The organism is Kinneretia sp. DJ1R-11 (assembly GCF_025717595.1).
Taxonomy (GTDB): domain Bacteria; phylum Pseudomonadota; class Gammaproteobacteria; order Burkholderiales; family Burkholderiaceae_C; genus Paucibacter_A.
Genome location: NZ_JAJIRR010000021.1, coordinates 25,768 through 52,110 on the forward strand (window position 1 = coordinate 25,768; position 26,343 = coordinate 52,110).

A 26,343-nucleotide genomic window follows, 5' to 3' on the forward strand; every position below is an offset into this window, starting at 1 on the left:
GATTCAGCTCCTGAGCAGACAAATCTTGGACTTGGGGCCATTGAGCCAGGGCACGTGGCGCCGGGTGCTTCTCGAAGAGATGGTCCGCCTGATTGACAAGTTGCAGCGCCAAGGTGGAGCACCCGTTCCGGTTCATCAAGCGCCAGTTCGGCCATGTGAAGTTGCACTATCGCGGGTTGGCCGTCCAAGCGGCGAGCTGCCAAAGACCCTGCATGGCGCATAACAGGGCACTTCGCCTCAGGCTCAGGCTTGCTTGGCCCAGCGCTTGCGGTATTCGGCCGGGGTGAGGCCGGTCTTGTCCTTGAAGACCTTGTAGAAGCTGTTGCGGTTGTTGAAGCCGGCACGGTAGGCGATGTCGGCCACCGTCAGGGCCTGCAGGCCCTCCGGCTGCTCCAGCAGTTGCAGGGCTTCTTGGTAGCGCAACTCGTTCAGATAGTCGTAGAAGCTGCTGCCCATGTGCAGGTTCAGCAGCTCGGAGAGCTGGTGCGAGGTCAGATCCAGCAGGGCCGCCAGTTTGCCCAGCGACATGTGCTCGTCCAGATGGGGCTTGTCCTGCTGCGCGAGCGCTTGCAGACGCTGGGCCAGCTCGCGAGCCAACTCGGGAGACAGCTCCACCACCCGCAAGGGCGCACCCTTGGGCGGCTCGGCCGGGCTTGCGGCCAACTCTTCAGCCGGCAGCGGTACCGGGGGAGGGGCCTCGGTGCCGCCCGACTCGGTTACGAACACCTCGGGCTGGTAGATCGCGAACAAGGCCATCAAGTCCACATACAGGGCCAACAGCAGGGCCGCGCCAAGCAGCAGGGAGCGTGGCGGCAATTGCCCCTGCCAGGCCATGGCATGCACCACCAGATCAAAACAGGTGGCCACCAGCAGGCCGCCTGCCAGATAGAGCAGCCAGTAATAGCTGCTGTTGCGATGCCCGGACGTCAGCTGTGCCAGCCTTGAACGGTGCCGCATCAGCAAGCGTACGCCGCTGACGGCATAGACCAAGACTTGCAGCAGCAGCGCAGCGACGAGCAGTGGCGAACCGAGCCAATCGGCCTGCGCCCGCCCTAGGGCGCAGACGCTCAGCATCGGCAAGGCGTGCAGCAGCAACTGGCGCCCAGGCAGCGCCGGCAGCAGCAGCGCCTGGCGCAGGCACAGCCACAGCAAGGGCCCATAGGCCCAGGTCAGCCGATAGCGCAGCAGGTCCAGCCAGGGCAGGGGCGTTCCACCCAGTGCCAGCTCCAGATAGGCCTGCAAGGGCGGCAGCAAGAGCAAGCCCACGAAGACCGCCATCGTGACTCGGTTGCGGCGTTCACCGCGCCGGCTCAGCAGCAGGGTCAGCAAGGTCCAGCAGCCCAGGCTGAAGGAGAACAGCAGCCAGGCTTTCAGCGCTTCGGCATTGAGGGTCATGTCGATGAATGGGCGGCCGCGCGCCGCCCGAACCTGTGGTTCAACGCGGGAAGGTGTCGAAGGTTCCGGAAAAGCGGATCAGGCCATTGGAAAAGTTCTGATACCAAGTGCCGGAGTTGGGAGTCTTGAAGGTGTAGACCATCGTATAGGGCTCCTTGAAGAAATCACTGGTCTGGATGGTTTCCTCCACTGCCGTGTTGGCCGAGAGTCGCTTGTAGACGTACGTGCCCTTGGAGTTGAGGGTGCCGGGGCCGAAGCCCTGGAAGCTCAGCGTGCCGTCGCTGGCGTAGCTCTGCAGCACGAGGCCGGCCGAGGGGTAGACGCCGGGCGGCAGCATCGGTGCCACCGCGCTCTTGATGATCAGCGCCACATGCAGGCCGGCATTGCTGGCCGGGGCCAGCTGCTGGGCCGGGCTGGGCTGGCTGGGCGCGGTGCTGAAATGGCCGCTGAGCTGCTGTTGGCCATTGTTGAAGCTCTGCACCCAGGTGCCGCCACGTGGGTGCTCGAAGCTGTAGCGGGTGGTGGACTGGCCGTAGCCGCTGTCGTCCACCGTGCGTTCTTCCAAAGTGTTGGGGCCAGCATGGCGCAGCTGGTAGCTGCCGCTGGCCAGGCGGTGGCCAGTGCCGCCGGCGCCCTGAGAAGTCCAGCGCCCGAACGTCAGGTAGCGCTTGACGATCGCACCCTGGTTGGGGAGCGAGGCGGCCGGCGTGGCCTTTTCGATTTGCAGGTTCACGTCCAGCCCGATCAGCTGGCTGGCCGCCAGGTTCTCCTGGGCATGGCGCTCGGGTTCAGCATGAGCAGGCGCAGCAGGCAGCAGGCTGCCCAGCAGCAGATGCAGGGACAGAACGGTGCCCAGTGCGCGGCGGCGCTGGCGGGTGGGTTGGGTCGTGTTGTGCATGTTGACTTGGGCTCAGGGAGTTGCAAGAGCGGCCGATTCTGTGGAGCCCCGGCCCCGGCCCTGTGTGTCTCGAACGAAGATGACAGGCCCAGACTTCATTCAAAGGGCTGTTCCAGCAGGTCCATCCTGCGACGTTCTCGCCGGACCCTCACATACGCCTTGCCTTGAGGCGCATCGACAGGTCGGGCTTGATGTCGAAGGGCAGGAGGGACTCACCGACCTTCATGCGCCAAGCCTTGGCCTGGTGGGTGAAGAAATTGAGGAATCAGCTGGCCGACACCGGCTGGCCTGAAGTGCGGACCTGTAAGCGCCGTAGCCTTCTTTCAATCATTGAAGGCGACCCGCCTTCACACCCAGCCCAGGGCACCCAGCACCCCACCCGCCAGCACCATCCAGACCAGGCTGATCCGGGTCTTGAGCGTCAGCAGCACCGTGCCGGCCATCAGGGCCAGGGTGGCGAGGCGGTGCTTGGGCAGGCGCAGATAGGGTTCGGCCAGCAGCCATCCGGTGGCCAGCATCAAGCCCAGGGTCAGTGGCGCCATGCCGGCCGAGAAGGCGCGCACGCCCAGGCTGTCCTTGTTGCGACGCGCCCAGCGTGTGGCGGCCAGAACCAGGGTGGTAGAGGGCAACATGATGCCGGCCATGGCGGCCAAGGCGCCGCTCAGGCCGGCCACATTCCAGCCCAGCACGGCCACAAACAGGATGTTGGGCCCCGGTGCCGCCTGGGCCAGGGCGATCGAGGACGTGAACTCGGTGTCGCTGAGCCAGTGCCGCTCACCGACCAAGTACCGGTGCATGTCCGGGGCAGTGCTGATGGCGCCGCCGATGGACAGCAGGGACAGGGTCAGGAAATGCAGGAACAAGTCCAGCAGATCCGCATGCGCAGCGCTCAGCATCATGCACGTTCAGCCGTCTGAGCAAGGCCGTGCCATGCGGCCGCCATGCCCAGGCCGCCGAGCATCAGGACCAGCCAGGGCAGGGGCACGCGCAGCCACACCACCGCCACCACGGTGGCCACGGCCAGCACAGCCGCCAGCACAGGGCCCATGGAGTTTCGATGCACAGCCGGCAGCAGCTTGAGGCCGGTAGCCAGGATCAGGCCGGCGGAGACCGCGCCCATGCCACGCAGTGCGTTGCCCACCACGGGATGTTGCGCCACGCTGCCATAGAGCGCCGCCATGCTCAGCACCAGCAGCGAGGGCAGGACGAACATGCCGGCCAGTGCCGCAAAAGCACCGCGCAGGCCGAAGTAACGGTCGCCAATCATCAGCGAGAGATTGACCACATTGGGGCCAGGCAGCACCTGGGCGATGGCCAGGGTTTCGACAAACTCTTCGCGGCTCAGCCAGCCCAGGCGCTCCACCAATTCGCGCTGCGCCACCGCCAGCACACCGCCAAAACCCTGGAGGGCCAGGCGGTTGAAGGCCAGGTAAAGAACCCAGAGCGAGGCCGGGCCTTGCGGTGCGCCTGGCGCTTGCGCCAGCTCGGGCGCGTCTGGCGCGGGAAGGCTCATCGCTGGACTTTCAGCGCTTCGGGATTGACGATATTGGTCGGTTCGCCCCGAATGAAGTTCAGGATGTTGTCGAAGGCCGCGTTGAAATACATCTCGTAGCTGTCCTGCTCGACATAGCCGATGTGCGGCGTGCAAACCGCGTTTTCCAGGCGCAGCAAAGGGTGGCCTTGCAGAATCGGTTCGCTCTCGAACACGTCGATGGCGGCCATGCCGGGCCGGCCTCGGTTCAGGGCCGAGACCAGGGCGCCGTCGGCCAGCAACTCGGCTCGTGAGGTGTTGACCAGCAGGGCCGTGGGCTTCATGCGCGCCAGGTCTTCGGGCGTGATCAGGCTGCGTGTTTCATCGCTGAGGCGCAGGTGCAAGCTCAGCACATCGCTGCTGGCAAAAAAAGCTTCGCGGCTTTCGGCAGCGATCAAGCCGTCGCTCTGGGCGCGCAAGCGCGAGGCTTCGCTGCCCCAGACCTGCACTTGCATGCCGAAAGCGCGGCCGTAGCCGGCCAGCAACTGGCCGATCTTGCCGTAGCCCCAGATGCCCAAAGTCCTGCCGCGCAAAACCATGCCGACGCCGAAATTGGGCGGCATGGATCCAGCCTTGAGCCCGGCCTGCTGCCAGGCGCCATGTTTGAGGTTGCCGATGTACTGCGGCAGGCGGCGCATGGCGGCCATGATGAGCGCCCAGCTCAATTCGGCCGGTGCCACCGGTGAGCCCACGCCTTCGGCCACGGCAATGCCCAGGCGCGTGCAGGCTTCGATGTCGATGTGGTTGCCGATGCGACCGGTTTGGGCGATCAGCTTGAGCTTGGGCAGCTTGTCCAGCAGTTGGCGGGGAAACTGGGTGCGTTCTCGGATCAGCACCAGCACCTCGGCGTCGCGCAGCCGTATCGACAGCTGGCCGTTGCCTTTCACCGTGTTGGTGAAGACTTTGGCATTGAGATGCTCCAGCTTGGTCGCGCAGTGCAGTTTGCGCACCGCGTCCTGATAGTCGTCAAGGATGATGATTTTCATGCGTGAGGGCTATTTTGCACCCTGACGCAAGTGTCGCCGTGCTGGCGGCCGGTTCAGGGGCGCCGGCGCTCGGGGTAGACCCGCTGTGAGGCCAGTTGTATGCGTGTGCAATGGGCCAGGCCACTGTCACCCTGGCGGGCCAGGGCCGCCAGCAGGCTGCTGCGCAGCAGCCAGAGTTCGGACGGTTCGCTGGACTGTCGCACCAGGGTCTGCAGGTGCTGGCCCGTGATCCCGCCCACAGTGGCCGCGGCCTGCATGAAGCACAGCTTGAGTTCGACGAAGCTGCGGCGCAGGGCGATGCGGCCGCTGACGGCCGGGGAGGCGAGGGTGTCGTTCATGGCGTTGCTGACATCAGTGGCGGGGCTGTGCCGTGGCGGCGGCGTCGGCGCGCAGGCCGGCCTGGCCTTGGAAAACTGGCCGCAGGGCTTGCAGGCGGAGTTCGGCCTCGGCTTGCGAGAAGCTGCGCGCCACCTCGGTGTACAGCCAGGTGCGCAGATGCCAGAGGTCGCGCAGGCTGCGGCTGCGCCGGATGCTGCGTTGCAGCTCGGCGATGCGTTCGCTGTCCAGCCCGCGCAAGCAGGCCTCGAATTCGGCCCGGGCGGCGGGCATGTTGTCGCTGCGTTGGTGCGGTGGCGGGCTGGCCGCACCCCAGGGGTCGGCCTCGCCCGGCATCCAGCGCAGGATGCTTTGCCAGATCGTGTCCACGGCTTGCCCGCTGCGCCCGGAGGCCATGTGGCTGCTGTCACCGCCGCTGGTTGGCAGACGATGCAGGGATGCGGCGCGCCGTCTGGCCCAACGGCTCAGAATGTCATTCAACATTTGATGTGGTGTTGTTGTTCATTCGACGGTCGGGTTCGACCGCCTCCCCCTCCTACAGGGTGAAGCGATTCTGATCAGTCGGCCGCTGGCATGAAGCCTGGAAGTGGCGGGCCAAAACCGAGCAAATCCGGCACGGTGCTTTCGGTGGGCGCACTGCGCCCAGAAGGGCTGGGCCCGGCGCAGCAGGCCTGCCATGGTCTGAATAGGCGAGGCTTTCCCGCCCTAATCGACCCGCCTTTCAGGGCCTTGCGCTCCTACCATCGAGTCTCAGCGACCGGTCTGATGGCCCTGGGGCCGGCTGAGCTTCCGCACGGGTCCCCGTTCGGGGTTCGGCGCCAGAGCCTTGGCACCGAGCGCCGATTGCTCCACCTTTGCGCCGTCACCGCGGCCACCCTTGCCATGGACCTTTCCACACCGCCCGCCACCCGCCCCAAGGCCGCCATGAATGATGTCGAGCAATTGCTGAGCCGGGCCCGCTCCGGGCAGATGGAACTGGCGGAACTGATGGACCGCACCGGGGCCCTGCAGCAGGCGGGCCAGCTGGAGGCTGCTGCCCTGGTCTATCAGAACTGGATTGCCAGCACGCCTTCGCCCATGCGCCATGTCGCCTGCTACAACTGGGGCACTCTCTTGGGCAATCTGCAGCAGCACGCGGCGGCCGAGAATGCTTACCGCCTGGCCCTGAGTCAAAACGAGGGCTTCACCCAAGCCCGCTTGAACCTGGGCCATCAGCTCGAACACCTGGGCCGCATCGACGAAGCGCTGGCCGAGTGGCAGCGCGTCGCCGCCGATGACAGCCTGCTCCGTAAGGGCCCGGAATCACTGGACTTGCTCCTTCATGCCCTGAACAACAGCGCGCGCATGCTGGAAACCCACAAGCGTTATGGCGAGTCGCAGGCCTTGATGCGGCGCAGCCTGGAGCTCAAGCCCAGCCAGGGCTCGGTGGTTCAGCACTATGTACACATCCGCCAGAAGCAATGCGACTGGCCGGTCTACCAGACCGTGGGCGAGCTGACGCAGAATCAGTTGCTGGTCGGTACCTCCTTGCTGGCCATGCTCAGCGCCAGCGACGACCCGGCGCTGCAGCTGATGGTGGCGCAGCGCTTTGTCCACGAAAAGGTGCTGAATTACAAGGGCCGGCCGCTGCATGAGCTGGCCAGCGAACGCAAGCCGCGCAGCGGCCGCATCAAGATTGGCTATCTCTCGGGTGACCTCTGCATGCATGCGGTGGGCCTGATGACGGCCGAGCTCTACGGCCTGCATGACCGCGAGCGCTTCGAGACCCATGCCTTCTGCTGGAGCCGCGACGACGGGACGGCGCTGCGCGCTCGCATCCTGCAAGGCTTTGACCACCATGTGCGTCTGGCCGGCGTCGATGACCACACGGCTGCCCGCCTGATTGCCGAAGCCGGCATCGATGTGCTGATCGACCTGCAAGGGCTCACAAATGGTGCCCGGCCCAATATCCTGGCCTACCGGCCGGCGCCAATCCAGGCCTGCTGGATGGGCTTGCCCGCCACTTCGGCCCTGCCGGGCGTGGACTGGATGATTGCCGACCGTTTCGTCATGCCCGAGGACTATTTGCCCTACTGCACCGAGCGGCCCATCTACCTCGACCACTGCTACCAGATCAGCGACCGTCAGCGCCAGGTCGGCGCCGAGCCGACCCGCGCCCAGTACCAGTTGCCGGAGGACAAGTTCGTCTTCTGCAGCTTCAACAACAACCACAAGTTCAGCGAAGAAATGTTCAGCTGCTGGATGCGCATCCTGCAGCAGGTGCCGGACAGCGTGTTCTGGCTGCTCGCCGACAACGAGTGGGCCCATGACAATATGCTCAAGGTCGCTGCCGCCCATGGTGTCGCGGCCGAGCGTCTGATCTTCGCGCCCCGGGTGGCGCCGCCCGAGTACCTGGCTCGCTTCGTGCTGGCGGATCTGGTGCTGGACACCTTCCCCTACAACGCCGGCACCACGGCCAGCGATTGCCTGTGGATGGGCACCCCCATGCTGACCCGTTCCGGCCGCACCTACATCTCGCGCATGGCCGGCAGCTTGCTCAGCAATGTTGGATTGCCGGACCTTGTCACGTATTCCCTGGCTGAATATGAGCAGCGGGCGGTTCAGATCGGCCAAAATCCAGCCAGAGCGCAGTCTTACAAGCGCTTTCTGCGCGAACAGGGGCGGCAGTCCAAGTTGTTCGACATTCCCGGCCTGGTGCGGGATCTCGAAAACAAACTGGAAGCCATGGCCCTGTCGCAGCGAGAACGCGATGTGCGTTGACCGCAGCGATCCAGCTCGCGCTGAAGGACTCACGTGACTCAGCGACACGACCCTTTCTTTGACGGCGGCAAGCCAGCGGCGCAGCCCGGTATCTACCTGGCTGCCGATCGCAGCGCCGCGCCTGCGCAAGCCCAAGTGACGGACGAGAGCTGGCAAGCCGAGGCCGGCTCCGATGTCGGCAACCCCTTGCTCCATGCCCTGGTCTGGATGACCCAGCATTTCGGTCGGGCGCGCTCGGCCGAGTCGCTCTGCGCGGGCAGTCATTTCGAAGGCGCACTGAGCCCCGACCAGGCGCTGCGCCTGATGCGCGAGGCCGGCTATAGCGCGGGCCTGGCGCGCAAGAAGATCGAGGAAGTCAGCCCCTTGCTGCTGCCCGCGGTGATGCTGCTCAATGGCGGCGACGCCTGCGTGCTGGTGCGCCGCCTGGAGCCGGCCAGCGAAGGCGCCGAGGTTCATTACGAGGTCGTGTTCCCGGGGGCGGATGCCAATGTCTGCACCGCCACGGCCAGCGAACTCGAGGCCGAGTACAGCGGCTTCCTGATGCTGCTGACCCTGCCCGAAACTTCGCAGGCGAGCAACCGCGGCGAGCCGCTGCTGCGCACCGACGGCAGTCACTGGCTCTGGGGCACGCTCAAGCGCTTCATTCCCTACTACCGCGCCGCCATGGTGGCGGCTCTTCTCAGCAATGTGCTGATGATGGTGACCGGCCTGGTCACCACCGTCATCTACGACAAGGTCATCCCCAACCAGTCCTTCGTCACCTTGTGGACCCTGGCCTTGGGCGCTGGTCTGGCCGTGATCTTCGACCTCTGCGCGCGCCAGCTGCGCACCCATGTGATCGACATTGCCGGCCGCAAGGCCGACCTCATCATCGGTTCCAAGCTGTTCCGCCAGACCCTGGGCGTGCGCATGGAGCACAAGCCCGCCTCGGCCGGCTCCTATGCCAGCACGATTTCGCAGATCGAGGTGGTGCGTGAGTTTTTCGCTTCGGCCAGCGTCACCGTGGTGACCGATCTGCCCTTCATTGCCTTGTTCGTGCTGATGGCCTTCATGGTCGGCGGGCCGCTGGGCTGGGTCCTGGTCGGCGCGATCCCGCTGACCTTGGGGCTGACCTTGGCCATCAAGAGCCAGATGCGCAATGCGGTGCGCAGCCACATGAACGAGACAGCCGATCTGCAGGGCACCCTGGTCGAGGCCATTGAAGGACTTGAGGACCTCAAGACCTCGGGCGCCGAAGGCCGCTTTGTGCAGCGCTACGAAACCAGCACAGCGATTGCCGCTGATGCCGCCATGCGCAGCCGCGGCCTGAACAGTCTGAGCAGCAATGTCGCCATGAGCATGCAGCAGGTCATCACCCTGGTGATGCTGGTCTGGGGCGTCTATCTGATCGAGGACGGCAGCATCACGGCCGGTGCCTTGATGGGCGCCATCATGTTTGCCAGCCGCGCCATGGCGCCGCTCAACAGCGTGGTCAGCCTGGCCTCGCGCTACCAAAGCGCGCAAGCGGCCTTCATCGCCCTCAATCAACTGATGGCCCGCCCGACCGAGCGCGATGCCAGCCGCAACTATGTGCCGCTGTCCCGCGTCTCGGGCAGCATGGGCTTGCACGACGTCAGCTTCTCTTATCCCATGGAAGGCGAGGGCAGTGCCCCCAAGGTCTTGCGTGCCGTCAGCCTGCGTTTGGCTGCGGGCGAGCGCGTTGCGGTGCTGGGCCGCATCGGCAGCGGCAAGTCCACGGTCTTGCGCATGCTGGCCGGTCTCTACCTGCCGACCGAAGGCATGGTCGAGGTCGACGGCATCGACTTGCGTCAGGTCGACCCGGCCGAGTTCCGCGCCCGGGTCGGTTTTGTTTCGCAGGACCCGCGCCTCTTTCATGGCAGCCTGCGGGACAACGTCCTGATGGGCCGCGCCCATATCGACGCCAGCCGCCTGGTCGAGGTGGCACGCCTGACCGGCCTGGACCGCGTCGTCGCCAACCACCCCATGGGCTGGGACTTGCCGGTCGGCGAAATGGGCAATTTGTTGTCCGGCGGCCAGCGTCAGCTGGTGGCTCTGGCGCGCAGTCTGGTGACCAAGCCGCAGATTCTCTTGATGGACGAGCCGACCAGTTCCATGGACGCCCAGTCCGAGGTGGCCTTTCTGCGCCAGCTGCGCGATGCGGCCGGGGCTTGCACCCTGGTGGTGGTCACGCACCGTCCGGCCGTGCTGGAGCTGGTGACGCGCATCATGGTCATGGATTCGGGTCGCCTGGTCATGGACGGGCCGCGCGACCAGGTGCTGGCGGCCCTGTCCGGCGTGCGCCCGAGCCAGCCGGCCGCGGGCGATGCGTCCAATCTGCATCTGCATCCAGCAGCCCAGCCCGTGCAGCGCTCCGCCTCAGTTTGAGGCCGCGCCTGTGCAGGCAGCAATTGGCGCCACGATGAACAAGAAGCAAATGATGGGGATGGGACGGAATTCATGAACGTCGGTCAAAGCGACAAGGCATTTCTGAGCAGCTTGGCGGCCGCGCAGGTCGATGAGCCATTGCCGCGTGTCACTTGGGCGCTCTACCTCCTGCTGGCGGCCCTGGTCACGGCCGTGGTCTGGGCGGCCTTCACCGAGGTCGATCAGCTCAGCCGCAGCGAGGGCGTGATCGTGCCCGATGGGCGCGAGCAGGTGATCGCCAGCGCTGAGATCGGTATCTTGCGCGAGCTGTTGGTTCGCGAGGGCGACCGGGTGGAGAAAGACCAGGTGCTGGCCAAACTGGACCCGACCCGGGTCGAGGCGCAGCAGAACGAGGGGCAGGTCAAGCGCCTGGCCTCACGCGCCACCGTGGCCCGCCTGACGGCCGAGGCCACCAGCAAGCCCCTGCAGTTCCCGGCCGAGCTCAATGCCGTGCCGGCCATCGTCGCCGCTGAGGCTGCAGCCTATGCCGCTCGCCAGCGTCTGCTCGATGAGGCCGTGGCCAGCATCGAGCGCAGCATTGGCATGTTGGGCCGCGAGCTCAAGGTGTCTCAGGACATGGCGGCCAAGGGGCTGATGTCCAATGTCGAGGTCATGCACCTGTCGCGCCAAGTCAATGAGTTGCAGCAGCAGCGCAGCGAGCGCATCAGCCGCTTCAGGCAGGAGGCCAGCTCCGAGCTGGTGCGATTGCAGAACGAGCTGGCCATGCAGGACGAGCAGATGGTGGTGCGCGACGATGCCCTGAAGCGCACCGTGCTGACCTCGCCGGTACGCGGCATGGTCAAGAACATCCGCGCCAATACCGTCGGTGGCGTCATCACGACCGGGTCGCCCATCATGGAGATCGTGCCCCTGACCGATGCGGTGCTGATCGAGACCAAGATCAAGCCGGCCGAGGTCGGCTATCTGGCCGTGGGCATGCCGGCCAAGATCAAGCTGCAAGGCTTTGACTACAACGTCTATGGCGGCCTGGAAGGCCGGGTTGAGTACATCAGCCCCGACGCCCTGGGCGAGGCCGACAAGACCGGTGCCGGCCGCTACTACCGGACCTTGGTCCGTTCCGAGCGCAACAATCTGCGCTACAAGGGCGAGACCGTGGCGGTGATTCCCGGCATGAGCGCCACGGTCGAGATCAAGACCGGCGAACGCTCCGTGCTCAGCTTCCTGCTGCGCCCGGTGCTCAAGACCCGTGAAGCCCTGAGCGAACGCTGAGTTAGGCGCTTGATTTGCCCAGGCTAAGGCCTGTTGTTCCGGGCTTCGCTCGGCGCCCAAACTGGTCAAGTACGGTTCATGTGGACCGATAACTTCCGGGGCGAAAAAACGGCGCGCAAGGCAGCCCCTTTGCACGCCATGCTGCAGCACCTGCCCCTGCTGCTGGGCTTGTTCTGCCTGATGCCTCCCGCAGCTGCTGTGGCGCAGACGCGCGCCAAGGCAACGGCCGCTGTAGCCGCCAGCAAGGCCGCGACCAAAGCCGCTCCGGCGCCCGCCGCCGAGCGCAGCCCCACGCAGAGCCAGTGTGGCGAGGAAGACGCTTTGCCGTCCAGCTCGGGCCGAGACACCCAGATGCTCGATTCCAGCGCCATCGATCCGCGCAGCCAGTTGCAGGAACTGGTGGACCGGGCCTTGCAGCGCAGCCAGTCATTGGGCGCGGCTACCTTGCTGGCGCAGGCCGCGCATGCCGACTGGCAGGAAGCGCGTGCGGCGCGCTTGCCCCAGATCAATTTGGGCGGATCGCTCAACCACATCGGGCTGAAGTCCGACAACCGGCCTCTGGAACATGGCATGCAGGGCCGCGCCATCCTCAGCATCAGTGCGCCGCTCTATGACTTCGGCCGCACGGCACAGCTGGCCAACTGGCGCAGCCAGTTGGCCGAGTCGGCCCGCCTGGGGCTGGCCAGCGCCGAGCAGCAGCTGGCCTTGCAGACGGTCGCCTTGGCCATGGACCGCAGCCGCTATCAGCTGCAAGCCCAGGTCTATGCGCAATACGTGCGCAAGATGGCTTGCCTGGTGGAGGCCCTGGACACCATCGTCAAGGCGGACCGAGGCCGTGCCAGCGAACTGGTGCAGGCGACCAAGAACAAGCAGCAGGCGGAGCTGGCCGTGCAGCAGACCGATTCTGCACTGGCCCAGGTGGAGACACAGCTGCGTCGCTTCGTCGGCGATCAGCTGCCGCGCAGTGCGGTTTATTCGGCCTTGCTGATTCAAGTGCCCGAGCTGTCCGAGATGCAGCGCGATGTGGCCTTGTCTCCCGAAGTGGGCCAACTCGACGCGCAGGCCAAGGCGCAGGCCAGCTATGCGGAATCGGTCGCTGCAGGCTACAAGCCGCAGATCAATGTCATCGGCACCAGCACGGCCATGGCCGGAATGAGCAAGGGCGGTGATTGGTCGGCCGGGCTCAGCGTGTCGATGCCCCTCTACAACGCCACGGCCGAGCCCGCCATCAGTGCGGCCCGCAAGCGGGCCCAAGCGGCAGTTTTGCAGCGTGAGGATGGCATCGAGGCGCGCCGTTACCGAATCGCCGACATCCATGAATCCGCGGTCTCGTCCTTCGACCGGGCGCGCCGTATTGTCGACATCCTGCGCAACAGCGACCGCTTGCGCGCCTCCACCTTGCAGCAGTGGCAGCAACTCGGGCGCCGCTCGCTGTTCGACGTGATGGGCAGCGAGGCCGACTATTTCTCCTTGCGGGTCGCCCATGTCAACGCCTTGTTCGACGGCCAGCAGGCGGTCGCCATGATGTGGTCCATGGGGCGCGGCGTGCTGACGCCGATCCGCTGAGCCGCGCTGCCTTCGTTTCTTGCCCTTAGGCCTTGCTGACTGCTGAACCATGACGACGACTGCTGCCCGCCCACGCCTGGTCATCTACACCGTGCTGACCGGTTCCAAGGAGCCGCTGGGTGACCCGCTGGCCGGCATGCCGCCTGGCCTGCGCCAGGACAGCGACCTGGAGATCGGCTTCGTCTGCTTCACCGACAACCGGGCCTTGCGCTCCGAGGTCTGGCAGTTCCGCTACATCGACGACATCCCTTTGCCGGCCGAGAAACTCTCGCGTCGACCCAAGGCCTTGCCGCATGAGTATCTGCAGGACTGGGACTACAGCCTCTACGTCGACAACATCGTCGTCTTCAAACGTCTGCCCCAGCAGCGCGATCTGGCCCTCGATGCGCCGGAGTTCGCCGCCGGCAGCCCCGTCTTTCGCACCTTCCCGCACACCACCCGCAGCAACCCGCAGCAGGAGGCCGAGGCCATCATCCAGCTCGGCTACGAGAGCGCCGAACGCATTTGTGGTCAGCTTGATTTCTACGCCGGCAAGAAGGCGCTGGCCGAGATCACACCGCTGAGCACTTGCACGGTCATCCTGCGCCAGCACATGCACCCGACCCTGATCCGCTTCGGCCAAACCTGGTGGGAGCAGATCCTCAACTTCTGCAAACGCGACCAGATGTCCTTCGACTTCGCGCGCCAGTGGAGTGGGGCGCAGATCCGCTACTTTGCCGGCCTCAAGCATGACAATGACTTGATTCAGAACTCGGCCAATATCAGCCCCAACCGGGTTCACGCCAACTTCGACGCCGTGCGTTACGCCTGGCAGCATCGCAGCGATGCGGCCGCGCAGAAGGACCCGCGTCAGCACTACCTGGATCATGGTCGGCATGAGAGCAAGCAGTTCAGCGCGCCCCTGGAACTGCTGGAATTCCTGTGCCACCGCCATGGCTCCAGCCTCGGTTCGCGAGTCGCGCCGCGCCGGCAGATGGCCAGCGCTTTGCAGCAGCTGCTGCAGCCGCGCCGCCAGGCCGGTGGTCGGCTCTTGCTGGTCCAGGTGGCCGCAGCCGGGCCGCTGGCCTTTGATGCCGAGGAGCGGGCACGTGCCGAAGCCGCGCTGTGCGCTTTTCTGCCGGCCCATCGTGGCACCCGCATCGACTTGACCGAGGCCCAGCTGGCCGGCGGCCAGCTGGCCTTCCGGCCCGAGGACGCTGGCTTTGACCTGGTGCTGGTGATCGGCGCGCCGGGTGCGTCTTTGCGCGCGATCCACACCTTGGTGGCCGGCGCGCTCTTGCCGAGCGGCCTGCTGTGCCTGCTGGGCAGCGAAGGCTGCGAGCTGTCCGAGGTGGCGGCCGTGGAGGCGGCGCTGACGGCGCGCCTGGGCGGCACCGGCCGCTGCCGGGCCCAGCTCCATGGCACGCAGCATGACGGCGCCACCGAGGCCCTGGCCAATGGCTTGCTGGCCTTTTCCTGGGCGCCTTCGGCGGCTGGCCCGGCCCTGGCGAAGAGCTGAGCTCCTTTCCCTTTGTTGTTCCGAGCGCCAGCCTTGGCGCCAAGGCTTACAGTGCGGACATCAGGGCGCCTCGAGTTCTGCTTCCAGTGAGTGCCTTGCTGCTCGCTTCCACTGATTTCCACCACAGCTAGATCTGCATGCGCGTCAACGTTCTCAGTTATGAGCCGGCCGGTGGCTGGATTCTTTACGACTACGCCGCCCGCCTGGCCGCCGCGCTGGCGCCCCATGTGCAGGAGGCCGTGGTCGGCTTCGCCCAGATGCCGGGTTTCGATGTCACCCTGCATGTCAATTACGCCTGTCTGCGCCAGGTCCAGGTGCCGGGCTTGCACTGCACCATGGTGACCCATATCGACACGCCTGAGAAGTTTGGCCTGGTGCAGGCCCAGGCGCGCGCTGGCATCTGGGGCTTGTGTATGTCCGAGGAAACCAGCCGACGGCTCAGCACGCTCACCGGCGTGCCCCGATTTGCGAACTTCGCACCACCGGCCATGCTGCCGGGTGAGCGGACCCGGCGTACCGTGATGGTCTCGGGCCGCCTGTATGAAGACGGCCGCAAGAACGAAGCCTGGGTGTCTGATTTCGCCCGGGCCTTCCGACCTGGCGATCTGCTGCTGCGTGTGATGGGCGCCGGCTGGGAGGCTCGCCTGGCCGAGCTGATCGCTGAGGGCTATCAGGTCGAGCACCAGCCGCAGTTCGAGCGCGGCCGCTATATCGACTGGCTGCGCAGCAGCGACTACCTGCTCTACACCGGCAATGATGAGGGCGCGCTCTCCACCCTGGATGCCTTGCTCTACGGCGTCACGCCCATCGTCACGGCACAGGGCTACCACCTGGAGCAAGAGGGCGACATCATCACCTACGCCACCCATGAGCAGCTCCTGGCGGTCGCCCAAGGCCTGCAGCGTGAGCTGGACGAGATCCACGCGCGCCGTCAGCGCCTCAGCGACTGGGACGGCTTCGCGCGTCGCCATGTGCAGCTGTGGCAAGGCTTGCTCGCTGCGCCGGCAGCCCCTGTCGATCCGGCCGCTGCGGTTCAGGCCGTGCCTGCGGCCGCTTGAGCCCATGTCCCCATGAAGCCGAGTCCCGCCATGCCCCCCAGTCTGGAATCGATCGTGCACCAAGGCCTGAACCTGGCCTTGATCCTGCGTCACCACCACCGCCAGGACGGCATCACCTTCTTCACCGGCGACGACAGCACCCAGCAGCTGGGCTATATGCATCGGCCTCAGGGTTATGTGATTGCGCCCCATGTGCATCTGCCGGTGCCGCGCCAGGTGCAGTTCACCCAAGAAGTGCTGTTCATCAAGAGCGGCCGGGTGCGTGTGGACTTCTACAGCCCGGAGCAGCAGTACCTGCGCTCGGCGGTGCTGGAGGCCGGCGATGTGGTCTTGCTCGCCCAGGGCGGCCATGGCTTCGAGATGCTGGAGGCGGCCGAGATCATCGAGGTCAAGCAAGGCCCATATGCCGGCGACCGTGACAAGCTGCGCTTCTCCCCGGTTTCTGCCGCGGAGCTGAGAAGCGCCGACATTCCCTCTGCCGCTGCTGCGGCGGCAACGACCCAAGGAGCCGATCTGTGATCGCTGTCAATGAACCCCTGCTCGACGGCAACGAGCGCAAGTACCTGCTGCAAGCCATCGACAGCGGCTGGATCTCGTCCGAAGGGCCCTTCATCACCGAGTTTGAAACTGCTTTTGCCGCGCGTGTGCAACGCCAGCATGCGATCGCTGTCAGCAATGGTTCGGTGGCACTCGATGCGGCCGTGGTGGCGCTCGGTATCGGCCCCGGTGACGAGGTGATTCTGCCCAGCTTTACCATCATTTCCTGCGCCGCCGCCATCGTGCGCGCCGGTGCCACGCCGGTGGTGGTCGACTGCGATCCGCTGACTTTCAATATGAGTGCAGCGGCGGTGGCCGCCCGCATCACGCCTCGCACCAAGGCGGTGATGGTGGTTCACCTCTACGGCCTGCCCGTGGACATGGACCCGCTGCTGGACCTGGTGCAGCAGCATGGCCTCAAGCTGATCGAAGATGCCGCTGAAATGCACGGTCAGACCTACAAGGGCCGGCCTTGCGGCAGCTTTGGCGACATTTCCACCTTCAGCTTCTACCCTAACAAGCACATCACCACGGGCGAGGGCGGCATGATCGTCTGCAACAGCCCCGAATTGGCCGCCCATTGCCGCAGCCTGCGCAACCTCTGCTTCAAGCCCGAGCAGCGCTTCGTCCATGAGGAGCTGGGCTGGAATATGCGCATGACCAATCTGCAAGCCGCCCTGGGCCTGGCCCAGCTCGAGCGCCTGGACGAGTTCGTGGCCCGCAAGCGCCGCATGGGGCAACGCTACACCGAGCTGCTGGCCGGCACGCCGGGCCTTCAGCTGCCCGTGGCTCAGACTGCCGAGGCCGACAACATCTACTGGGTCTACCCCCTGGTGCTCGACGATGCGGTGCCGCTCGATGCCAAGGCCATGATGAAGGCCTTGGGTGAGCGGGGCATTGGCACACGTCCCTTCTTCTGGCCCATGCATGAACAGCCGGTCTTTCGCAAGATGGGACTCATGGCGGGCGAGTCGCATCCGGTGTCCGAGCGCATCGCCCGGCGTGGTTTCTACATTCCCAGCGGCCTGGCCTTGAGCGAGGAGCAGATGGTGGCCTCGGCGCAGGCGGTGCGAGAGGTGATGGAACAGGCCATGAGTGCCACCCAGGAGCATGCCCATGTCCAGCACGCCTGAAATGGCGGCCGTGTCCGCCGACGCGCGTTTTGCGCTCTACACCCGCTACTACGACCTGCTCTACGCCGACAAGGACTATGCAGCCGAGGCCGCCTATGTGGCCGCTCTGATTCGTCAGCGCCTGCCGCAGGCCCGCCGGATCCTGGAGTTGGGCTGTGGCACCGGTGCCCATGCCGAGCATCTGGCTCGCCTGGGTTTCACGGTGCACGGCACCGACCTCAGCGACAGCATGCTGGCCCGCGCCGAGGCGCGCCGGGCCGCCTTGCCCGAGGAGCTGTCTGAACGCCTGAGCTTCGGACCCGGCGATGCCCGCGAGGTGCGCGTGGGGCAGGGCGGCGGAGCCGATTTCGACGCGGTGATCACCCTGTTCCATGTCATGAGTTACCAGACCAGCAATGCCGATCTGCAGGCCGCGCATGAGACCGCCGCCTGGCATCTGGCGCCCGGCGGTGTGTTCGTGCACGACCATTGGTATGGCCCGGCCGTGCTCAGTCAGCAGCCGCAGACGCGTGTGCGCCGGCTCGGCGATGCGCAGATGCGTGTCACCCGCCTGGCCGAGCCGGTCATGCACTGGTCGCGCAATGTCTGCGACGTCAACTACACCATGCTGGTCGAGCCCGCGGACGGCAGCCCCATGCAGCAGTTCCATGAAACCCACCCCATGCGCTACTTGTTTGCGCCCGAGCTGGAACTGATCGAAGGCGCGCGCTGGCGCGATGCGCAGCACCTGGCCTGGCTGGAGCAAGGCCAGCCGGACGCCCGCCACTGGGCCGCCGTTCGGGTTCTGAGCCTGGCCTGAAGTGCAGGGCTCGCCCCATGAAGAAAGCCGCCCGAGGGCGGCTTCTTTGATGGCGCTGCGGCCGATTATTCGTGGTGGTCGTAGGCGTTGAAGCCGGCCAGTTTGACCAGGCTGTCGCGCTTGGCGGCCGTGTAGTCGCTCTGCACCATTTCCTTGACCATGTCCGCAAACGTGATCTGTGGCTGCCAGCCGAGCTTGTCCCGCGCCTTGCTGGCGTCGCCGAGTAGGGTCTCAACCTCGGTGGGGCGGAAGTAGCCGGGGTCCACGCGCACGATCACATCGCCGGGCTTGCAGCGCGGCGGCAGATTGCGGGTCAGCTCGTTCTTGGCCACGGCCGTCACCACGCCGACCTCGTCCACGCCCTGGCCCTGGAATTCAATCGTCAGGCCCAGTTCAGCACCGGCGCGCTGGACGAAATCGCGCACGCTGTGCTGCACGCCGGTGGCGACGACGAAGTCTTCGGCCACCTCTTGCTGCAACATCAGCCATTGCATATGGACATAGTCCTTGGCATGGCCCCAGTCTCGCAGGGCGCTCAAATTGCCAAGGTAGAGGCAGTTCTGCGTGCCGATGGCGATGCGGGCGATGGCGCGGCTGATCTTGCGGGTGACGAAGGTCTCGCCGCGCACCGGGCTTTCGTGGTTGAACAGGATGCCGTTGCAGGCATACATGCCGTAAGCCTCGCGGTAATTGACCGTGATCCAGTAGGCGTAGAGCTTGGCCACGGCATAGGGGCTGCGTGGGTAGAAGGGCGTGCTTTCGCGCTGAGGGGTTTCTTGCACCAGGCCGTAAAGCTCGGAGGTGCTGGCCTGGTAGAAGCGGGTCTTCTTCTCCAGCCCAAGGATGCGGATCGCCTCCAGCAGGCGCAGGGTGCCGATGCCGTCGACATCGGCCGTGTACTCGGGTTGCTCGAAGCTGACGCCCACATGGCTCATGGCGCCGAGGTTGTAGATCTCGTCGGGCTGCACCTGCTGGACGATGCGGATCAGATTGGTGCTGTCGGACAGGTCGCCGTAGTGCAGTTGCAGGCGCGGGTCGGGTTCATGCGGGTCCTGGTACAGATGATCGACACGGTCGGTGTTGAACATGCTGGAGCGGCGCTTGATGCCGTGGACCTTGTAGCCCTTGTCCAGCAGCAGCTCGGCCAGGTAGGCGCCGTCCTGGCCTGTCACGCCGGTGATCAGTGCGGTTTTGCTCATGAATGTCCCTTGCTGTACATGCGCTGAAGAATAGAGCCTGTCCGGTCGCCCAGATCCTGTGAACAGTCCCCGGCAGCGGCCTCAATTCCCCGCGCGGGGGGCCGATACCGCCGGCCGCACGAGTTGTGCCGTAATTCTCGCCTTCAACGGTGCATTGGCCCGGCCGTGATCGGCTATCTTTGCTCCGGTCGAGGGTGCGGCTTGTGCGGCACCCGGTTTTCCAGGAACAGCAGCGAGCCCCCTCTATGCCCAGCCACAGCGCCCCGCCGCCCGCAGACCCCCGCAAAATGCTCGATGTCTATGTGCACCCGCAGGCCCTGGTCGAATCGCAACAGATCGGCGCCGGCAGCCGGGTCTGGGCCTTCAGCCATGTCCTGCCCGGTGCGCGCATCGGTTGCGATGCCAATATCTGTGACCATGTCTTCATCGAGAACGATGTCGTGGTCGGCGACCGGGTCACCGTCAAATGCGGTGTGCAGCTCTGGGACGGCGTGCGCATCGAGGACGATGTCTTCATCGGCCCCAATGTCACCTTCTCCAACGATGCCTTCCCGCGCAGCAAGCAGCGGCCCGAGCGCTTCGTTCAGACCCTGGTGCGCAAGGGTGCCAGCATCGGCTCCAACGCCACCATCCGCCCCGGCCTGACCATCGGTGCCAATGCCCTGGTCAGCGACGGCGCGGTGGTCACCCGCGATGTGCCGCCGAATGCCATCGTCGCCGGCAACCCCGCCCACATCACCGGTTACGCCAACACACCGCATCTCGACCTGCCGGGCCAGACCGTGGCAGCCGGGCCGGCAGCGGCGGCTGCAGAGCTGCCGCGTCTGAACGTGGCCCGTGCCACCTTGCACCGCCTGCCCAAGATCGTGGACATGCGCGGTGCCTTGTCCTTCGGCGAGATCGGTGCCCATCTGCCCTTCACGCCGCAGCGCTTCTTCATGGTCTACGACGTGCCCAGCCGCGAGGTGCGGGGCGAGCATGCGCACCGGGCCTGCCACCAGTTCCTGGTCTGCGTCAAAGGTTCGGTCGGCCTGGTGGTGGACGACGGCGCCGGGCAGCGCGACGAGATCCTGCTCGACAGCGCCCGCCTGGGCCTGCACATCCCGCCCATGGTCTGGGGCATCCAATACCAGTTCTCGGCCGACGCCGTGCTGTTGGTGCTGGCTTCGGACACCTATGCCGCGGACGACTACATCCGCAACTACGACGAATTCCTGGCTGCCGTGGCGGCCGGCGCTGGAGGCCAGGCATGAGTGCCGCTGAAATCACGGTTCCCTTTTTGAATCTGCAGCCGGCCTACCGCGAGGCCCAGGTCGATATCGACGCGGCCCTCTTGCGCGTGGCCGGCAGCGGCTGGTTCTTGCTCGGCCAGGAGTTGCAGACCTTCGAGCGCGCCTATGCGGAGTTCTGCGGCAGCGCGCATTGCGCCGGTGTGGCCAACGGCCTCGATGCGCTGACCCTGAGCCTGCGCGCACTTGGCGTGGGCGAGGGCGACGAGGTGATCGTGCCCTCGAACACCTATGTGGCGACCTGGCTGGCCGTCAGCCAGTGCGGCGCCCGCCCGGTGCCGGTGGAACCCGATCCGCGCAGCTACAACATGGACCCGGCCCGCATCGCGGCGGCCATCACGCCGCGCAGCAAGGTCATCCTGCCCGTCCATCTCTACGGCCTGCCGGCCGAGATGGACGCCATCCAGGCCCTGGCGCAGCGCCATGGGCTCAAGGTGCTGGACGACTGCGCGCAAGCCCATGCGGCCCGCTACCGCGGCCGGCCCGTGGGCAGCCTGGCTGACATCTCGGCCTGGAGCTTCTACCCGGGCAAGAACCTCGGCGCCATGGGCGATGGCGGCGGTGTCAGCTGCAGCAGCCCTGAGCTGGACGCCCAGGTTCGGGTGCTGCGCAATTACGGCTCTCGCGTGAAGTACCACAACGAGCTCAAAGGCATCAACTCGCGCCTGGACGAGATCCAGGCCGCCGTGCTGGCCGCCAAGCTGCCCCATCTGCGGGCGGCCACCGAGGCGCGCCGCCGCATCGCCGCCCAGCTGCTCGATGGCCTGGCCGGCTTGCCACTGCAACTGCCGATCGAACCCGAGGGTTGCGAATCGGCCTGGCATTTGTTCGTGGTCCGTCACGAGGCGCGCGACCGGCTTCAGGCCGACTTGCAAGACCAGGGCATTGGCACCCTGATCCATTACCCGGTGCCGCCGCATCTGCAGCCGGCCTATGCCGAGCTGGGCTACGGCCCCGGTGATTTCCCCATCTCTGAAGCCATCCACAGCCAGGTGCTCAGCCTGCCGCTCTGGCCGGGCATGAGCGAAGCGCAGGTGCAGCGGGTGATTGCGGCCGTGAGGGCCTCGGCATGAGTGGCGGCACTGGGTTAGGAAAAAGCGCCGGCTTCCAGCAGCGCGGCAGCGGCAACCGGGTCAGCGTGGGCGCCAATGTCGAGCTGCTCGGTTATGTCAACGGTGACAACAACCAGATCGAGATTCGCGACACCGCCGGTGCATCCAAGCTGCATCTCTTCATCAATGGCGACAACAACCGCGTCTTCATCGACCGCGACTCCGAGATCAAGGGACTGGGCATTTGCTGCGGCAACCACATCCGGGCTCACAACACCGTGATCCAGATCGGCCCGGAGTTCACCATCGAGGCGGGCGGCCGCTTCTTTCTCTACAACTCCGGCAATCGCCTGACGATAGGCCGCGAGTGCATGTTTTCCAGCTCCATCACCCTGCGCTGCGGCGAATCACCGCATCTGATCTTCGACAGCGAGAGCGGTGCCTACCTGGACATCAGCGAAGGCGTCGAGGTCGGCAACCATGTCTGGGTGGGCGAGGGCGTCTACATCACCAAGTCGGTCAGCATCGCCGACGAGACTGTGGTCGGCGCCTGCAGCGTGGTGACCAAGCGCTTCAGTCAAACCCATGTGGCCTTGGCCGGCAACCCAGCCCGGGTTGTGCGCGAGCATGTGCAGTGGATCCGCAACCCCGGCCTGCTGCAGTCGGGCAGCGCCTACCACGCCAGCTACCTCGCGCAGGCGGCGCTGTTTCCGCAGCCGCTGACTGGTGATGATCCTGCGGCCATGGCGCCGCCCTTGGCCGCGATCTAGCGCCTCAGCTCAGTCTGCGCTTTCAGGTTTCGGTACCGACCCGCGGGAGCGTGCCGGGTTGCCGACCCAGAGTTCGCCCGCAGGCACATCACGCGTCACCACGCTGCCGGCACCGACCATGGCGCCCGCGCCGATGCGCAGGCCGCCCAGGATGGTTGCGTTGGCGCCAATCGAGGCGCCCGCCTCGATCACCGTGCGCTGAAAAGCTGCCGGGTACTGCTTGGAGCGCGGCAGCCGGTCATTGGTGAAGGTGACATTGGGGCCGATGAAGACACCGTCGGCCACGGTCAGACCGTCCCAGAGCTGCACCCCGCACTTGACCGTCACCCGGTCGCCGATCTGCACATCGTTCTCGATGAAGACCTGTGCATTGATATTGCAATCACGGCCGATGCGCGCGCCCGCCAGTACCACACAGAACTGCCAGATCTGAGAGCCGGGCCCGATCTGGGTCGTCTGTACATCGGCCAGGGGATGGATGCGGGGGGGCGGCGATGTCTCGGTCATGGCTGTGGCGTGGCTGAACTTCCAGGTGGCGCAGCATAAAGGAAACGCGGCCCCGGCGGCGACTGGAGAGTCACCGTCGGGGCCGCGTTCGGCTGGGCCACAGGGCCCGGCCATTCTTGCCGAGCTTAGGCTCAGATCAGCGGTGTGATGCGATCGAGGTCGTCGTCGTCCAGCTTGGGCTTGTGGACAAAGTGAGCCTCGGGCGCCGCGTGCTCCAGCTTGCTGCCTTGGACCGCGCTGCCATCGCCGAGCAAGGTGCCCGCCGGTCCGGCCAGCAAGTCGCCCAGGCTTGGCGGCGCCGCATCGGCCGCACCGTCCTTCGGCAGATCCTTGGCGAACCAGACGTCAGCCATGCTGTGGGTCTGACCGTCGCTGGTCTTGTAGTCGGACACCAGACCCACCAAATTGCCGTTGTCGATCGCGCTGTTGGCTTGCGAGGCCAAATTCAGCTCGGTGATGCCCAGGTCCTGCAGGGACTTCAACTCGCCGGCATCGGTCTTGCCGTCATGGTTGGCATCGACCCAGACCTTGAGCTCGCCCCACTCCTTGTCAAGGATGCTGAGCTTGCCGTCGTGGTTGGCATCCAGGGCGGACATCGCGGCGTAGCCGTCGGCCGCGCGGTGACCGTCAGCCAGCACCGTGCCCGAGCCGAACAGCTCCTTGCCGTTGTTGATCACGCCGTCACCGTTGACATCGCGGACCAGCAGACCGTCGTTGCCGCCGACCCAGCCCCACTTCTGAACCGTGCCGGTGCCGTAGGTGTCGAAGTGGACACCGTTGGCGGCAGACAAGGTGCTGATGCCGTTGCCGTCCAGATCCAGCACGATCGGTGTGGCCAGGTAGAGGCCGTCGAGCTGGGCTGCCGTCAGCGAAGCCAAGGCCTCGGTCTGGAAGGCATAGACCTGGGTCATGTTCAGCTTGGCCAGGTCCTCGGCGTCGAAGCCCTTGATCTGGTCCGAGGTGATGCTGGCAATCTGATCCGTGGTCAGGCCGGCCATCTGGCCGGTCGTGAAGGCCTTGATGTCGTCGGTCTGGAAGGCTCGGAACTGATCCGTGCTCAAGCTGCCCAGCTGGGTTGAGGTGAAGGCGGCGACCTGGGCGGTGCCCAGGGCGTTGATTTCCTCGGTGCCCAGGGTGGCCAGGTGGCCGGTCGTGATCGCCTGCAGCTGAGTCGTCGACATCGCAATGATGTGGTCGGACGTCAGGGCATCGAACTGATCGGTCGACAAGCTGCGCAGGGCTGCCGTCGTCATCGCCTTCAGATCATCGCTGGCCAGGTTGTGCACTTGCTCGGTGGTGAAACCCGCCACCTGGGAACTGGTCAGCGAATTGGCCTGAGCCGTGGTCAAGGCAATGATCTGGTCCGTGCTCAGCACCGCCAGCTGCACCGAGCTCATGCCGCGGAAGCCGGCCGTGCCGATGGCGGCAAAGTCATCCGTGGTCAGGGCTGCGAACTGGTCGGTCGTGAAGGCCGCGACCTGACCCGAGCTGATGGCCTTGAACTGGCTGCTGGTCAGCGCGTTCAAGTCTTCGGTGCTCCAGCTTTGGATCTGTGTGCTGGTCAGGGCGTTGACCTGGGAGGTGGTCAGATTGGAGATTTGATCCGAACCCAATGCTCCCAACTGTTCCGAGTTGAAAGCTCGCAGAGCCCCGGTGTTCAATGCCTTGAGATCATCGGTGGCCAGTATGGAGACTTGCTCGGTCGTCAGACCCGCAACCTGGGCGCTGTTCAAGGAGGCCGCTTGCGCCGTGGTCAGGGCCACGATCTGCTCGGTGGTCAGAACGCCGACCTGGGTTGAACTCAGACCGCGCAAGCCGCTGGTGCCGATGGCTGCGAAGTCATCTGTGGTCAGGGCCTTGATCTGGTCGGTGGTCATGGCCCCCACTTGACCGGAGCTGATGGCCTTGAACTGATCCGAGCTCAGTGCATTGAGATCCTCGGTGCTCCAGTTCTGAATCTGAGTGCTGGTCAAGGCATTGACCTGCGCCGTGCTGAGGCTCGGGATCTGGTCCGAAGTCAGGGCTCCCAACTGATCGGAGCTCAGTGCACGCAGGGCAGCGGTGTTCAGGGCCTTCAGGTCGTCGGTCGCCAGTGTTGCCATCTGCTCGGTGGTCAGACCGGCGACTTGGGCACTGCTCAGCGAAGCCGTCTGGGCCGTGGTCAGCGCGACGATTTGCTCCGTGGTCAGCACGCCGACCTGGGTCGAGCTCAGGCCGCGCAGACCGGCCGTGCCGATGGCTGCGAAGTCTTCCGTGGTCAAGGCCTTGACCTGGTCGGTCGTGAAGGCGCCGACCTGACCGGAGCTGATGGCCCGGAACTGGGTGCTGGTCAAGGCATTGAGATCCTCGGTGCTGAGGGTCTGGATTTGCGTGCTGGTCAGCGCATTGACCTGGGACGTGGTCAACTCTGCGAGCTGGTCGGAGGTCAGGGCGCCAAGTTGGTCGGAGTTCAGCGCACGCAGAGCACCTGTGTTGATGGCCTTGAGGTCATCGGTGGCCAGGATGGCCATCTGCTCGGTGCTCAGGCCGACGACCTGTGCACTGGTCAGCGAGGCCGCCTGGGCGGTCGTCATGGCCACGATCTGTTCTGTGGTCAACACACCGACTTGCACCGAGCTGAGACCACGCAAACCTGCCGTGCCGATGGCGGCGAAGTCTTCCGTGGTCAGAGCCTTGACCTGGTCGGTCGTGAAGGCGCCGACTTGACCGGAGCTCAGAACCCGGAACTGCGTGCTGGTCAGCGCATTCAGATCCTCCGTGCTCAGCGTTTGAATCTGGCTGCTGGTCAGGGCGGTGACCTGGGCCGTGGTCAGCTGGGCGATCTGGTCGGAGGTCAGCGCACCCAACTGGTCAGAACTCAGTGCCCGCAGCGCGCCGGTATTGATGGCCTTGAGGTCGTCTGTGGCCAGGATGGCGATCTGTTCGGTCGTCAGTCCTGCGACTTGGGCACTGTTCAAGGACGCTGCTTGGGCTGTCGTCAGGGCCACGACTTGTTCGGTGGTCAGCACGCCGACCTGGACCGAAGTCAGACCGCGCAAGCCACCCGTACCGATGGAAGCGAAATCATCGGACGTCAGGGCCTTGACCTGATCGGTCGTGAAGGCCGCAACTTGCCCAGAGCTGATGGCCCTGAACTGGTCCGAACTCAAGGCATTGAGATCCTCGGTGCTCAGGGACTGAATCTGGCTGCTGGTCAGCGCGTTCACCTGGGCAGTGCTGAGGTTCGGGATCTGATCCGAAGTCAAGGCGCCCAGCTGTTCGGAGTTCAACGCACGCAGAGCGCCGGTGTTGATGGCCCGGAGGTCGTCGGTGGCCAGATTGGCGACTTGCTCAGTGGTCAGGCCCGCCACCTGGGCGCTGTTCAAGGAAGCGGCT

At 65.5% G+C, this 26,343-nt stretch carries 22 protein-coding genes and 1 pseudogene; 13 read left to right on the forward strand and 10 right to left on the reverse strand.

Annotated features, from left to right (window positions below; all coding sequences use genetic code 11):
- Positions 1–107: 107 nt before the first annotated feature.
- Positions 108–287: pseudogene (locus LNV23_RS24130) on the forward strand (IS5/IS1182 family transposase); the annotation flags it as partial.
- Here LNV23_RS24130 and LNV23_RS23095 read toward each other — a convergent pair.
- The 7 genes from LNV23_RS23095 to LNV23_RS23125 form a co-directional block, all read right to left on the reverse strand.
- Entirely contained in the window at positions 244–1,395 is a 1,152-nt protein-coding gene (locus LNV23_RS23095) for a helix-turn-helix domain-containing protein (protein WP_263565120.1), read from the reverse strand. The pseudogene LNV23_RS24130 and the gene LNV23_RS23095 overlap by 44 nt on opposite strands.
- Before the next feature lie 40 nt (positions 1,396–1,435).
- Positions 1,436–2,293: a hypothetical protein gene (locus LNV23_RS23100; protein WP_263565121.1), complete on the reverse strand. Its 858-nt coding sequence runs from the start codon at positions 2,291–2,293 to the stop codon at positions 1,436–1,438.
- A 347-nt stretch (positions 2,294–2,640) separates the two neighbouring features.
- Positions 2,641–3,192 (reverse strand): chromate transporter, encoded by a 552-nt coding sequence (locus LNV23_RS23105; RefSeq protein WP_263565122.1) that lies wholly within the window; start codon positions 3,190–3,192, stop codon positions 2,641–2,643.
- A complete protein-coding gene (locus LNV23_RS23110; RefSeq protein WP_263565123.1) occupies positions 3,189–3,806 on the reverse strand; it encodes a chromate transporter in 618 nt (205 codons plus the stop codon). Before LNV23_RS23110 ends, LNV23_RS23105 begins: the two co-directional genes overlap by 4 nt.
- Positions 3,803–4,810 (reverse strand): D-2-hydroxyacid dehydrogenase family protein, encoded by a 1,008-nt coding sequence (locus LNV23_RS23115; RefSeq protein WP_263565124.1) that lies wholly within the window; start codon positions 4,808–4,810, stop codon positions 3,803–3,805. The genes LNV23_RS23110 and LNV23_RS23115 overlap by 4 nt, the downstream gene beginning before the upstream one ends.
- 53 nt (positions 4,811–4,863) lie before the next feature.
- On the reverse strand, positions 4,864–5,148 hold the full coding sequence (locus tag LNV23_RS23120; RefSeq protein WP_263565125.1) for a hypothetical protein: 285 nt from the start codon (positions 5,146–5,148) through the stop codon (positions 4,864–4,866).
- Positions 5,149–5,161: 13 nt separating this feature from the next.
- A complete protein-coding gene (locus LNV23_RS23125) occupies positions 5,162–5,629 on the reverse strand; it encodes a hypothetical protein (RefSeq protein WP_263565126.1) in 468 nt (155 codons plus the stop codon).
- Between the two features lie 399 nt (positions 5,630–6,028).
- Here LNV23_RS23125 and LNV23_RS23130 point away from each other — a divergent pair, with 399 nt between their 5' ends.
- The 9 genes from LNV23_RS23130 (at position 6,029) to LNV23_RS23170 (ending at position 18,151) form a co-directional block, all read left to right on the forward strand.
- Positions 6,029–7,906 (forward strand): O-linked N-acetylglucosamine transferase, SPINDLY family protein, encoded by a 1,878-nt coding sequence (locus tag LNV23_RS23130; protein WP_263565127.1) that lies wholly within the window; start codon positions 6,029–6,031, stop codon positions 7,904–7,906.
- Between the two features lie 33 nt (positions 7,907–7,939).
- Entirely contained in the window at positions 7,940–10,291 is a 2,352-nt protein-coding gene (locus LNV23_RS23135; protein ID WP_263565128.1) for a type I secretion system permease/ATPase, read from the forward strand.
- Between the two features lie 72 nt (positions 10,292–10,363).
- Complete coding sequence (locus LNV23_RS23140; protein WP_263565129.1) at positions 10,364–11,560, forward strand: beta-barrel domain-containing protein; 1,197 nt, start codon at positions 10,364–10,366, stop codon at positions 11,558–11,560.
- A gap of 78 nt (positions 11,561–11,638) precedes the next feature.
- Positions 11,639–13,126, forward strand: coding sequence for a TolC family protein (locus tag LNV23_RS23145; RefSeq protein ID WP_263565130.1), 1,488 nt, complete (start codon positions 11,639–11,641; stop codon positions 13,124–13,126).
- A gap of 49 nt (positions 13,127–13,175) precedes the next feature.
- The gene (locus tag LNV23_RS23150) at positions 13,176–14,624 is read left to right on the forward strand and encodes a glycosyltransferase domain-containing protein (protein ID WP_263565131.1); all 1,449 of its coding nucleotides are present in this window, start codon (positions 13,176–13,178) and stop codon (positions 14,622–14,624) included.
- A 137-nt stretch (positions 14,625–14,761) separates the two neighbouring features.
- Positions 14,762–15,682 carry a glycosyltransferase family protein gene (locus LNV23_RS23155; RefSeq protein WP_263565132.1) on the forward strand — a complete coding sequence of 307 codons (921 nt, stop codon included), beginning with the start codon at positions 14,762–14,764 and terminating at the stop codon, positions 15,680–15,682.
- Positions 15,683–15,712: 30 nt separating this feature from the next.
- The gene (locus LNV23_RS23160; protein ID WP_263565133.1) at positions 15,713–16,201 is read left to right on the forward strand and encodes a cupin domain-containing protein; all 489 of its coding nucleotides are present in this window, start codon (positions 15,713–15,715) and stop codon (positions 16,199–16,201) included.
- Complete coding sequence (locus LNV23_RS23165; RefSeq protein WP_263565134.1) at positions 16,198–17,352, forward strand: DegT/DnrJ/EryC1/StrS family aminotransferase; 1,155 nt, start codon at positions 16,198–16,200, stop codon at positions 17,350–17,352. The genes LNV23_RS23160 and LNV23_RS23165 overlap by 4 nt, the downstream gene beginning before the upstream one ends.
- A complete protein-coding gene (locus tag LNV23_RS23170) occupies positions 17,336–18,151 on the forward strand; it encodes a class I SAM-dependent methyltransferase (RefSeq protein ID WP_263565135.1) in 816 nt (271 codons plus the stop codon). The genes LNV23_RS23165 and LNV23_RS23170 overlap by 17 nt, the downstream gene beginning before the upstream one ends.
- Positions 18,152–18,216: 65 nt before the next feature.
- On the opposite strand, the gene gmd is transcribed toward LNV23_RS23170, so the two are convergent.
- The gene (gene gmd / locus LNV23_RS23175; protein ID WP_263565136.1) at positions 18,217–19,350 is read right to left on the reverse strand and encodes a GDP-mannose 4,6-dehydratase; all 1,134 of its coding nucleotides are present in this window, start codon (positions 19,348–19,350) and stop codon (positions 18,217–18,219) included.
- A 245-nt stretch (positions 19,351–19,595) separates the two neighbouring features.
- Between gmd and LNV23_RS23180 the strand changes: the two genes are divergently transcribed.
- Genes LNV23_RS23180 through LNV23_RS23190 form a run of 3 tightly spaced genes read left to right on the forward strand, consistent with a single transcriptional unit; the run spans position 19,596 to position 22,461 of the window.
- On the forward strand, positions 19,596–20,603 hold the full coding sequence (locus tag LNV23_RS23180) for a WxcM-like domain-containing protein (RefSeq protein WP_263565137.1): 1,008 nt from the start codon (positions 19,596–19,598) through the stop codon (positions 20,601–20,603).
- Positions 20,600–21,712, forward strand: coding sequence for a DegT/DnrJ/EryC1/StrS family aminotransferase (locus LNV23_RS23185; RefSeq protein WP_263565138.1), 1,113 nt, complete (start codon positions 20,600–20,602; stop codon positions 21,710–21,712). Before LNV23_RS23180 ends, LNV23_RS23185 begins: the two co-directional genes overlap by 4 nt.
- Positions 21,709–22,461 carry an acyltransferase gene (locus tag LNV23_RS23190; protein WP_263565139.1) on the forward strand — a complete coding sequence of 251 codons (753 nt, stop codon included), beginning with the start codon at positions 21,709–21,711 and terminating at the stop codon, positions 22,459–22,461. The genes LNV23_RS23185 and LNV23_RS23190 overlap by 4 nt, the downstream gene beginning before the upstream one ends.
- A 9-nt stretch (positions 22,462–22,470) precedes the next feature.
- Here LNV23_RS23190 and LNV23_RS23195 read toward each other — a convergent pair whose 3' ends face one another.
- Positions 22,471–22,968 (reverse strand): acyltransferase, encoded by a 498-nt coding sequence (locus tag LNV23_RS23195; protein ID WP_263565140.1) that lies wholly within the window; start codon positions 22,966–22,968, stop codon positions 22,471–22,473.
- A gap of 131 nt (positions 22,969–23,099) precedes the next feature.
- The coding region (locus LNV23_RS23200) for an SPM autocatalytic domain-containing protein (protein WP_505191018.1) at positions 23,100–26,343 on the reverse strand (3,244 nt) is incomplete at its 5' end.

Bases quoted from the DNA above. Each gene is read 5' to 3' on its own strand.
- LNV23_RS23095 (WP_263565120.1), bottom strand. From the start codon at position 1,395: ATGACCCTCAATGCCGAAGCGCTGAAAGCCTGGCTGCTGTTCTCCTTC.
- LNV23_RS23100 (WP_263565121.1), bottom strand. From the start codon at position 2,293: ATGCACAACACGACCCAACCCACCCGCCAGCGCCGCCGCGCACTGGGC.
- LNV23_RS23105 (WP_263565122.1), bottom strand. From the start codon at position 3,192: ATGATGCTGAGCGCTGCGCATGCGGATCTGCTGGACTTGTTCCTGCAT.
- LNV23_RS23110 (WP_263565123.1), bottom strand. From the start codon at position 3,806: ATGAGCCTTCCCGCGCCAGACGCGCCCGAGCTGGCGCAAGCGCCAGGC.
- LNV23_RS23115 (WP_263565124.1), bottom strand. From the start codon at position 4,810: ATGAAAATCATCATCCTTGACGACTATCAGGACGCGGTGCGCAAACTG.
- LNV23_RS23120 (WP_263565125.1), bottom strand. From the start codon at position 5,148: ATGAACGACACCCTCGCCTCCCCGGCCGTCAGCGGCCGCATCGCCCTG.
- LNV23_RS23125 (WP_263565126.1), bottom strand. From the start codon at position 5,629: ATGTTGAATGACATTCTGAGCCGTTGGGCCAGACGGCGCGCCGCATCC.
- LNV23_RS23130 (WP_263565127.1), top strand. From the start codon at position 6,029: ATGGACCTTTCCACACCGCCCGCCACCCGCCCCAAGGCCGCCATGAAT.
- LNV23_RS23140 (WP_263565129.1), top strand. From the start codon at position 10,364: ATGAACGTCGGTCAAAGCGACAAGGCATTTCTGAGCAGCTTGGCGGCC.
- LNV23_RS23145 (WP_263565130.1), top strand. From the start codon at position 11,639: ATGTGGACCGATAACTTCCGGGGCGAAAAAACGGCGCGCAAGGCAGCC.
- LNV23_RS23150 (WP_263565131.1), top strand. From the start codon at position 13,176: ATGACGACGACTGCTGCCCGCCCACGCCTGGTCATCTACACCGTGCTG.
- LNV23_RS23155 (WP_263565132.1), top strand. From the start codon at position 14,762: ATGCGCGTCAACGTTCTCAGTTATGAGCCGGCCGGTGGCTGGATTCTT.
- LNV23_RS23160 (WP_263565133.1), top strand. From the start codon at position 15,713: ATGCCCCCCAGTCTGGAATCGATCGTGCACCAAGGCCTGAACCTGGCC.
- LNV23_RS23170 (WP_263565135.1), top strand. From the start codon at position 17,336: ATGTCCAGCACGCCTGAAATGGCGGCCGTGTCCGCCGACGCGCGTTTT.
- gmd (WP_263565136.1), bottom strand. From the start codon at position 19,350: ATGAGCAAAACCGCACTGATCACCGGCGTGACAGGCCAGGACGGCGCC.
- LNV23_RS23180 (WP_263565137.1), top strand. From the start codon at position 19,596: ATGCCCAGCCACAGCGCCCCGCCGCCCGCAGACCCCCGCAAAATGCTC.
- LNV23_RS23185 (WP_263565138.1), top strand. From the start codon at position 20,600: ATGAGTGCCGCTGAAATCACGGTTCCCTTTTTGAATCTGCAGCCGGCC.
- LNV23_RS23190 (WP_263565139.1), top strand. From the start codon at position 21,709: ATGAGTGGCGGCACTGGGTTAGGAAAAAGCGCCGGCTTCCAGCAGCGC.
- LNV23_RS23195 (WP_263565140.1), bottom strand. From the start codon at position 22,968: ATGACCGAGACATCGCCGCCCCCCCGCATCCATCCCCTGGCCGATGTA.